Origin of the sequence: Bacillus sp. SJS (genome assembly GCF_000732485.2) — a bacterium.
Taxonomy (GTDB): Bacteria; Bacillota; Bacilli; order Bacillales; family Bacillaceae; genus Metabacillus_B; species Metabacillus_B sediminis.
Window position 1 is genome coordinate 1 of the sequence record NZ_JAQV02000035.1, and the last position, 9,279, is coordinate 9,279.

The following is a 9,279-nucleotide window of genomic DNA, read 5'->3' on the forward strand; positions in this document are numbered from 1 at the left end:
GCGACAAAACATGGTACACTTGCTTACCGCGGTCCGTCTCTGTTACGAGTTCGAAACATCAAGCTCAACCGACCTCTGGTAATAATCATTGCCTTACCGTTATAGGCGGAATAAACCATTTTCATGCGCCATGGTGCGAATTAGATTAGCATGGTGGTCTCTGTTAAACTTGGCTGTTGATTGCAGGTAGCAGGCGCGCGCTTTCCACTCCAATCACAACAGGTGTTAAAATCAATATCAGGCCTAACAGAGCCTTATTCGATAATCTGAAGCTCCTTTGGATAAGCCGTCAGAGCGCGGGCTCCGTCCGGTGTTATAAGAACATCATCTTCAATTCTGACTCCGCCCACTTCCGGAACATAAACGCCGGGTTCGATTGTGAACGTCATCCCTTCCTTCAGCAAGCCATCGTTCGTATAGGCCATTGATGGGTATTCGTGGACATTGATGCCGAGACCATGACCAAGCCGGTGAGGGAAAAACTCACCATATCCCGCTTCTTCAATAATACCTCTGGCTATTTTATCTAAATCACCGATTCTAACAGCTGGCTTTGCCGCTTCAAGGGCTGCGAGTTCCGCCGTTAATACCGTTTGATAAATGTGCTGCTGCTTTTCATCTGGCTGGCCGAACATAACTGTTCTTGTAATATCTGAGCAGTACCCGTCTACTACAACTCCTAAATCAAAAAGGACAAAATCTCCTTTTTTCAGCTTGGCTGTGCCAGGGTTCCCATGGGGCTGTCCTGACTTTTTGCCGAAGAGAACCATTGTTGAAAAGGACATTGCCTGAGCGCCTTTTTTCTTTAGTTCGTATTCAATTTTTGCAAGAACGTCCATTTCCGTTATGCCCTCTTTAAGTGCGGCTACGCCTGCTTCCACACCATAATCGGCTAAAGCTGCAGCCTTTTCCATTATGGCAATTTCGCCGGCATCCTTGATTACGCGGAGCTCATTCATTTTCTCTTCAGCTGAAACAAGCTGAGGCGAGCCCGTGCTCCTTAAAAATTCCTGCACTCTTGAATAGGAAAGAAGTTCACTCTCGATTGCTGCTTTTGAAATCCTTTGCATGCCTCTGGATGAAAATGCTTCACGAATCTTCTCAAATGGCTGCTCATGGTCTCCATATCCAATAATCTCATTTTGAAATCCAGCCTCTTTTGCCTGCCCTGTTTCCATCCCGGGGCAAATGAAAAAGGGTTCTTTTTCCTGGAAGACGAATAGTCCCATTAACCTTTCATGCGGGTCAGTGAGAAAATTTGTTAAATAATAAACGTTTTCCGGTGAGTGGATAAATGCAGCTTCCACTGCTTCTTCCTTCATCCATTCCTGTAATTGCTTTATTCTTTTATTCATTCAGGCCACGCCTTTCCGCGGATATATGTATGGGTCAGTTGCTATCTTATCAAAACGGGAAATTTCATGTAAACCGATTCGGCTTTTTTAAGAGAATTTTTTTTTGTACTCTTTTTTTAGTTTCTGAAACTCTGATTAACCTAATTCGGTTATACCTTTGAATAGCAATAAAAGGAAGATTAAAGGCGAGTGCATAGCTCACGATGATCCAGCCGCCAAGCGGACTGTTCCAAAGAAAAAAGAGAAAGGATGGGAGAATCTGAAGCCAATGGGCAAGCTCCCCCCGCCTTGTCTCAATGATAAACCTGTCGATGTTTTCTTCATTGGTGCCTTGCAAGGATTTCTTCGAATACCCCTTTTCAAACCATCCTCCTGCTTCTGGAAGCCGATCTTTCCACCTTCTGATGGACAATCGTTCATAAAACCTTCCCTCACGCTCCCATTTTCTTTTTTTGTAAAGAAATGAGGAGCGGCGAAAGTTTTTTGAAGGAATGCAGGACAAAATCCAGGCAGTCCCGAATTGTATGAACAGCAAAAGGATTGCATTAACGGCAATTAGCCAAAAGGGATTCACTTACGATGGGCCTCCTTCGCGCTTTTCACAATACTTCTGCCCTTCCAGCTGGCATTTTTACGGATAAATGTCTGATAGATCGAAAATCCAAAAACAGACAAAAAGTACAAAATGTGGAGCGGAAACAGCAGAACACTCCATTTGGAGAAACGGCCAAATTTTGATAACGCGCTTCCGAGCTGAACAGCTGCAGCTGCGTAAAGGAGAATAAGGGGCAGCCAGCTGTCCGTAAAGAGGAGCGGAATTTTCACAAAGAAAGAGATGAGACCTGCAATCCAAATCGACGATAAGACCAAGTAGACAAACTTAGCCGTTTTTGCTCCGGATGCAAAACTTTTTGCCCAGCCGTAAGTCATGCTTTTCACGCCGTCGGGATACATACGCATCGAAACCGCCTTCTTGCCGCTGGCGTAAAAGATGGATTTACCGGACTCTAGTATCCGTTCTCCCATGGCCATATTTTCGACGATTTCGCTTTTTATTGATTCATGTCCGCCCCAGCCGAAGTAACCCTTTCTCGTACACATAAGCGCTTGTCCGAATGCTCCGTTTGCTTTTTTTCTAGCCCATTCAGGAGCAAAGGCACCAATCGCACCTACTGTCATCAGATGGAAAAGAGAGGAGCCGCTTTCGTAAAACTTTTTTGTTTCATGAAAAGGATGAACTGTCAGTACACCTTTAGCTTCAATATGCCGAAAAAAATCCGCCAACCGTGTTAAGCCGTTTTTTTCAAAATAAGTATCAGCATCGAGAAATAGCAGCCATTCGCCTGAACTTGCTTTTGCACCGTTCCAGCAAGCCCAGGATTTCCCAGACCATCCATCCGGAAGCTCTGGAACATCAACCACTCTTGCACCGTATGATTCAGCCGTTTCTTTCGTTCTGTCGCCGGATTGATCATTTGCCACAATGATTTCAAATGGAGCATCGCTCTGAGAGGCTAATGAAGCAAATAGAACTTGAAGATTTTTTTCCTCATTTCTTGCCGGAATAATAATAGAGAGTTTTTCCCGTACGTAATTCCTGCTCTTCTCAGACGGAATCGATTCTAGCGTCGGGATCCTCCAGAATAAAAAGATGCCGATTAAAAGAGCGAATATAATAATTGCCACAAAGAGCCACCTCACTAGAATGGTTCCTTCATTATACCCCTTTTCTTCTATAAAGCGTACTAAGGGGATTAATTCAGGTTTCCGCATTGCATTTTTGTGGAAAATACTTCTTATAGCAATGAATGAAAAATTCCTGCATTTGGATAAAATGATAGACGGATCTAATTACCATTGTAATCCATTTTTGTTGAATTAATAAGGAGGCTGGAAAATTTGAGGAAAAAGGTAATTGTTATCGGTGGCGGGCTTGGCGGAATGTCATCTGCAATCCGTCTTGCTGCAGATCAATATGATGTCACGGTTATTGAGAAAGGCGAAAGACTTGGCGGGAAATTAAATGTAAGAGAAGGAAACGGGTTTAAATTTGATACAGGCCCCTCTATCCTAACCATGCCATGGGTTTTGGAACAGCTTTTCCGCAGTGCAAACCGGGATATTCATGATTACATAAAAATTAAACGGATTGAACCGCAATGGAGAACTTTTTTTGAAGATGGAACAACCATCGACCTGACCAGTGACCTGCAGCAGCTGATGGAACAGCTGAAGGAGCATAACCCTGAAGATCAGCACGAATTTTTTCAATATATGTCCTACTGCACAAAAATGTATGAATACAGCTTAAAGAGCTTTTATAAACGGAGCCTGACCGGAATTAACGATTTAAGGAACATGCATTCAATGAAAGAGCTTTTGGCCATGGATCCGATCAAGTCGATGGACCAGGTAACGAAAAAGCATTTCAAGAGCAAGCATCTTCAGCAGCTGTTTAATTTTATGATTATGTACATCGGTTCTTCACCCTATCAGGCTCCTGCCATTTTATCTCAGCTTGTCTACGTACAGCTTGGCATCGGCATTCACTATGTCGAAGGCGGAATGTACAAAATCGCCGAAGCTATGAATAAAGTGCTTCGCGAGCTTAACGTAGACGTCCGGCTTAACAGCAAGGTGAAAAGAGTCATTACAGAGGGCGATACCGCCACGGGTGTAGAGCTTGAGGATGGAGACATTCTTCATGCAGACTTAATCGTTTCCAATCTGGAGGCGATCCCCGCATATAAGACAATTATGGAAACCCACAGCGGAAGCCAGAAGGCTGCGGAGGAACTTGAAAAATATGTTCCGACTGTATCAGGCTTAGTCCTTCTCCTTGGGGTAAATAAAGAGTATAAACATTTGGCCCATCACAATTTCTTCTTTTCTGAGGATCCAAAGAAAGAATTTGACCAAATTTTCAATGAAGGCATTCCTGCCGATGATCCAACGGTTTACATCGGCATCTCTTCCAAATCAGATTCTACTCAAGCTCCTGAAGGAAAAGAAAACTTGTTTGTTCTTACCCACGTTCCTCCATTGAAAGAGGGAGAAACATGGGAGGGAATGAAGGAGCAATACCGTGAAAAGGTTATAGATAAACTGGAACGAATGGGTGTTGCAGACTTAAGGAATCACATTGAATGGGAATACCAGTTTACTCCGGATGATATTCAGGAATTATACGGCTCAAACGGAGGTTCCATTTACGGGGTCGCGACAGACCGGAAGAAAAACGGAGGATTTAAAGTTCCAAGCCGAAGCAAACTGCTCCATAACCTTTATTTTACAGGCGGCTCAACCCACCCAGGCGGGGGCGTTCCCATGGTTACTCTTTCCGGACAGCTTACAGCAGATCTCATCTTAGAGGATGATCTTGCAAAAGCAACACAAAAAGAGATTGGCTGAACCGGGCCCTAACCTTTTCTTAAAGGCATAAAAAGATTTATACTAATAAAGAAGGACTGGTCCTTAGCGGGCCTGTCCTTTTTAGTTGAAGAATATCGTAATTCAATAGGCCGCATTTTCAGAGTCTTATTAAGGAGGCATAGCCCAAATTGCTAATCGTCATCTACACCATTCTTCTCTTTATTTTTCTGCTTTTTACTGTAGCCAACTCCTTTTTTATGCCTAAGCTTAAAGATTCAGAGATTACCCATTACCCAGCAGTAAGCATTCTTGTTCCTCTCCGAAATGAAGAACGAAATGTACCAGATCTCATTTCCATGCTAAAAAAACTGAAATATCCTAACCTTTGTTTTTTGCTTTTGGATGATCAATCTGAAGACCGTACATATGAGCTTTTAAACAGACATACTGGCGATGATGGGAGGTTTAAAATCCTGTCTGGCAGAAGTCTTCCTAAAGGCTGGGCTGGGAAAGTCCATGCGTGCCACACATTGAGCCGTCATGCTGATACAGAACTTATCCTTTTTTTAGACGCAGATGTCCGTCTGGCACCAATGACAATTGAACGTGCTGTGCACACGCTGGAATCTGCTAAGGTTTCCCTTTTAACCGGCTTTCCTAAATTTCCTGTACAGTATTTGCTTGAGAAATGGCTTGTTCCAATGCAGCATTTTCTCGTATACTTCCATCTTCCTCTCCTATTGGCAAACCGGACTGCATTTCCCGCTGCCACAGCCGCTCATGGAGCTTTCATGCTGTTTAAACGGACAGATTATGAAAAAATCGGCGGTCACGAGAGTATTAAAGACTCGATCGTAGATGATGTGCATCTCACTCGAAAAATGAAAGAGAATAGAAAACGAGTATTGCTGGCAAATGTCACGGATATGGTCACCTGCTATATGTACAGTTCAAGCAGGGAAGCATGGGAAGGCTTTAAGAAGAATATCTTTCCCGGTTTTGGCCGTTCACTGCCCATTACCATCAGCCTTTGTTTATTTTATGCACTTTTCTATGTGTTCCCGTTGTTTTTGCTTGTTTACGGAGTCGCTCAGCTCATTATCTTGCAATCTTTTTTGATTTTCTGGTACTTACCCTATATCCTAATCGTTCTACAAAAAATGTTTATCGACTGGCGCTCCAATCAAAAGCTTTCCCTGGCCTTCTCTATGCCGCTGTCTGCTGCTGCCTTCATCTCCCTTATGGTTGTATCAATGTATACCTCCATTCGCAAAAAGGGATATGAATGGAAGGGGCGGTCTTATTCTTAACAAATGTTAAAAAACGCTTGAAGGAATCTTCAAGCGTTTAACTTGTCATGCTTGAGTAATATTCACAATCAGCTCATCAAAATATTTTCCGTCAATATAGACCTTTAACTTCCACCGTCCTGATTCTGGAAATATCACGGCTGAACGAGCGTGTCCATTTATTTCATTACCGCGGGGAATTAATCGCTCATCTTTAAATGTTATTGGGTTAATCGCTTCTTTGCCTTGCATAAAAGCTTTTACTTCCCATTCTTTATCTGCTATTTGTTCAGTTCCCCAAAAATGCCACATCCACTTTTGTCCATTTTCTGTAATTGATTTAGAACCTATAATTCCAATGCTGCCTTTTTTCCCAAACATTTCACCGTATTCAGAAGTAAAGGTTGGACTATTCTCTTCCCATTTTTCCTCTTTCACCGCTTCTTCTTTATTACAAGCTGTCATAAAAAATACTATTCCAAGCATAATCAAAAATAGCCGTTTCATTTTCAAAAGATCCCCCCCTAATTTTCAATCATGCTGTTCAATCGAAACTAATCTATTATTCCATCACAAATTTCCATTTTCCTTCAATATACTTGAAATTTTTTCGAACTCACTGGTTAAACTTGGCTGTTGATTTCCGCTGCAGCAGCCAAGTTTAACAGAACTTAAATTTAGATGAAAACACCTTTTTTTTACTTTTCAAGTTTATTTCTTAAATAATGGAAAAGTTATTCTTAAACGATTTTTCTTTCCCCTGGTTTTTCTGTATAATAACGGTGTTCGCATGCCTAAGGAGATGTGTATATGGCTGGATTTATTAAAAGAAAAAGTGTTGTTATATTAACCTTGCTTGGGCTGGCCTGTCCGTTTATCGGTATGGCGCTCATTGATTTTTATTATTTCAGTTCCCTTATAGGATGGATTGCAGGATTCATTTGCTTTGTCTTCGCTTATATTATTGTTGTTAGAAGACCAGAGACTGAAACAGAGGTATAAGAGCGTACTAAAAAGCCCCCTGACTTCAATCTCAGGGGACAATGCATTATTTTAAAAGTCTTAATCCATTTAATATAACGAGAATGGTACTTCCTTCGTGACCGATCACCCCGTATGGCAAACTCAGAATTTGAAGGAAATTTGAGCAGATCAGCAGAGCAATGACTGCCATTGAAAAAACGATGTTCTGCTTAACAATTCGATTCATTTTTTTTGAAAGAGCAATTGCATCAGAAAGCTTTTGAAGATCATTTTTCATCAGTACGATATCGGCTGTTTCAAGTGCCGCTTCCGATCCTTCCCCCATAGCTACCCCGACATCCGCAAGGGCAAGTGCAGGCGCGTCATTAATCCCATCTCCTACCATAATGGTTACACCAGCTTTGGATTTAAGCTGCTTGATCTCATTTAGCTTATCCTCGGGCATGCATTGTGCACGATAGGAATCCAAATGTGCTTCTTGTGCAATTGATTTCGCTGTTTGTTCGCTGTCGCCGGTCAGCATCACAGTTTGAATCCCATTTAATTTAAAGGATTCAATGGCCTTTTTCGTTTCAGGACGGATCGTGTCTTTTAATGCAAATAAAGCGGCAATTCCTTTCTCATCCCTTACAAACACGACGGTCTTCCCAGTTTTCGCAAACTGCCGTGCTGCTCCATCAGCGAATGTTAGCGCTTCTTCTTTCCCAACAAATTCAGCTTTTCCTATAAAATATTTGTTTCCACCCCAAGCCGCTGTAATGCCCATGCCGAATTCTTCTGTTACCTCCGTCCGCTTCAGCTGAACCCCCTCCACTTGACGGGTGAATTCGACTATGGCTTTTGCAAGAGGATGGTTCGATTGATTTTCAATGGACCCTGCGGCACTGAATAGTTCTGCGGTATCAATCCCTTCCCGCAGCTTCACATCCGTGACGGAAGGTTCGCCTTTTGTTAAAGTCCCTGTTTTATCAAAGGCAATGATCTTAGCTCTGGATAGTCTCTCAAGATGGACGCCTCCTTTAAACAAAAGGCCATTTTTTGCTCCGTTGGAGATAGCGGATAGACTGGCCGGCATTATCGATGCGACAAGCGCACATGGGGATGCAACGACCATTAATACCATTGCCCGGTAAAATGTTTCACCCCAGCTCCAGCCCAATGCAAAATGAGGGACAACCATCATTAATCCAACGGCTGCCAGTACAGCTTTCACATACGTGCTTTCAAAGCGTTCAATAAATAGCTGGGAAGGTGACTTTTCAGATTGTGCAGACTGAACCATTTGGATGATTTTCGAAAAAAGCGTATCCTCACTTTTCCTGCTTACCCGAATCGTGATGGACCCGGTAAGATTTACTGTACCCGCATAAAATTCATCGTTTTCTTTCTTGTCAACAGGTATCGATTCACCAGTTATCGCTGATTGATCAACCGTTGTTATTCCGCTCTCGAGAATTCCATCAGCCGGAACCCGCTCACCAGGTTTAATGAGAATCAGGTCCCCCTTTATAAGCTCACTGACATGGACTTTCTGCTGAGCATCACCATTAATCCTTACAGCTTCCTCAGGCTGAATTTCCATCAATGAAGAAATTTCCTTTTGACTTTTATTCATCGTATACGTTTCTAAAGCTCCGCTTAGTGAAAATATAAAAATTAAGATGGCACCTTCCATCCAATGGCCAATGATGGCAGAGCCAATGGCGGCAAAGATCATCAGCAGTTCAACATTCAATGTCCGTTCAGAAACGGTTTCTTCAATCCCCTCCTTAGCTTTGGCAAAACCTCCGATAAGGAAGGCTAAAATAAATAACATCACTGAAATAGGCTCATAGCTTTGCTGAAATGCCCATCCCGCTGCAATTAACAAACCTGAGAGAATGGCAGCTGTTAACTCAGCATACTGATGCAATCCTGAATTTAACTTAGTCAGACCTTTCTCCATAACAAATCACCTCTAATTGAGAATACTAATCATCTTCGCAGAACATAAATTTTAAGAAAACCATAATAATATAAAGGATATTCCTTATTATAGCAGATTGACCTTAAAAACTAAATAATAATTATTATAATTTAGTTTTGATAATTATTATAATTTGTAAACAATAAAAGGGGCTGGGACAAAACTAACCAGAAATAATAAGTAAAGGGTTCCGATCAGATGGTTTTTTTGATCGGGACCCTATTTTATGTTGAAATCTGCTTTTCTTTGGACTTTTATGTGTTCATGGCGGTGTACTTTTTCAAGTTCACCGCCATGAAGGCAAAGCCTAGTT

The 9,279-nt window shown here is 42.1% G+C and carries 8 protein-coding genes; 3 read left to right on the forward strand and 5 right to left on the reverse strand.

What is annotated here, in order from left to right:
* Nucleotides 1-254: 254 nt before the first annotated feature.
* From AS29_RS20715 to AS29_RS20725, 3 genes are all read right to left on the reverse strand, one after another.
* Nucleotides 255-1,355: a M24 family metallopeptidase gene (locus tag AS29_RS20715; RefSeq protein WP_035413790.1), complete on the reverse strand. Its 1,101-nt coding sequence runs from the start codon at nucleotides 1,353-1,355 to the stop codon at nucleotides 255-257.
* A 64-nt stretch (nucleotides 1,356-1,419) separates the two neighbouring features.
* On the reverse strand, nucleotides 1,420-1,929 hold the full coding sequence (locus AS29_RS20720; protein WP_035413791.1) for a hypothetical protein: 510 nt from the start codon (nucleotides 1,927-1,929) through the stop codon (nucleotides 1,420-1,422).
* Complete coding sequence (locus tag AS29_RS20725; RefSeq protein ID WP_197491639.1) at nucleotides 1,926-3,041, reverse strand: glycosyltransferase; 1,116 nt, start codon at nucleotides 3,039-3,041, stop codon at nucleotides 1,926-1,928. The genes AS29_RS20720 and AS29_RS20725 overlap by 4 nt, the downstream gene beginning before the upstream one ends.
* Before the next feature lie 213 nt (nucleotides 3,042-3,254).
* Between AS29_RS20725 and AS29_RS20730 the strand changes: the two genes are divergently transcribed.
* On the forward strand, nucleotides 3,255-4,766 hold the full coding sequence (locus tag AS29_RS20730) for a phytoene desaturase family protein (RefSeq protein ID WP_035413795.1): 1,512 nt from the start codon (nucleotides 3,255-3,257) through the stop codon (nucleotides 4,764-4,766).
* Between the two features lie 149 nt (nucleotides 4,767-4,915).
* Nucleotides 4,916-6,037, forward strand: a complete 1,122-nt coding sequence (locus AS29_RS20735) for a glycosyltransferase (protein WP_231890005.1) — start codon at nucleotides 4,916-4,918, stop codon at nucleotides 6,035-6,037.
* A gap of 45 nt (nucleotides 6,038-6,082) precedes the next feature.
* On the opposite strand, the gene AS29_RS20740 is transcribed toward AS29_RS20735, so the two are convergent.
* Nucleotides 6,083-6,523 (reverse strand): DUF4871 domain-containing protein, encoded by a 441-nt coding sequence (locus tag AS29_RS20740; RefSeq protein ID WP_035413803.1) that lies wholly within the window; start codon nucleotides 6,521-6,523, stop codon nucleotides 6,083-6,085.
* Between the two features lie 303 nt (nucleotides 6,524-6,826).
* Between AS29_RS20740 and AS29_RS20745 the strand changes: the two genes are divergently transcribed.
* On the forward strand, nucleotides 6,827-7,018 hold the full coding sequence (locus AS29_RS20745; protein WP_035413797.1) for a hypothetical protein: 192 nt from the start codon (nucleotides 6,827-6,829) through the stop codon (nucleotides 7,016-7,018).
* Between the two features lie 46 nt (nucleotides 7,019-7,064).
* Here AS29_RS20745 and AS29_RS20750 read toward each other — a convergent pair whose 3' ends face one another.
* A complete protein-coding gene (locus AS29_RS20750; protein ID WP_035413801.1) occupies nucleotides 7,065-8,945 on the reverse strand; it encodes a heavy metal translocating P-type ATPase in 1,881 nt (626 codons plus the stop codon).
* Between the last annotated feature and the right edge of the window lie 334 nt (nucleotides 8,946-9,279).

Bases quoted from the DNA above. Each gene is read 5' to 3' on its own strand.
- AS29_RS20715 (WP_035413790.1), bottom strand. From the start codon at position 1,355: ATGAATAAAAGAATAAAGCAATTACAGGAATGGATGAAGGAAGAAGCA.
- AS29_RS20740 (WP_035413803.1), bottom strand. From the start codon at position 6,523: ATGAAACGGCTATTTTTGATTATGCTTGGAATAGTATTTTTTATGACA.
- AS29_RS20745 (WP_035413797.1), top strand. From the start codon at position 6,827: ATGGCTGGATTTATTAAAAGAAAAAGTGTTGTTATATTAACCTTGCTT.
- AS29_RS20750 (WP_035413801.1), bottom strand. From the start codon at position 8,945: ATGGAGAAAGGTCTGACTAAGTTAAATTCAGGATTGCATCAGTATGCT.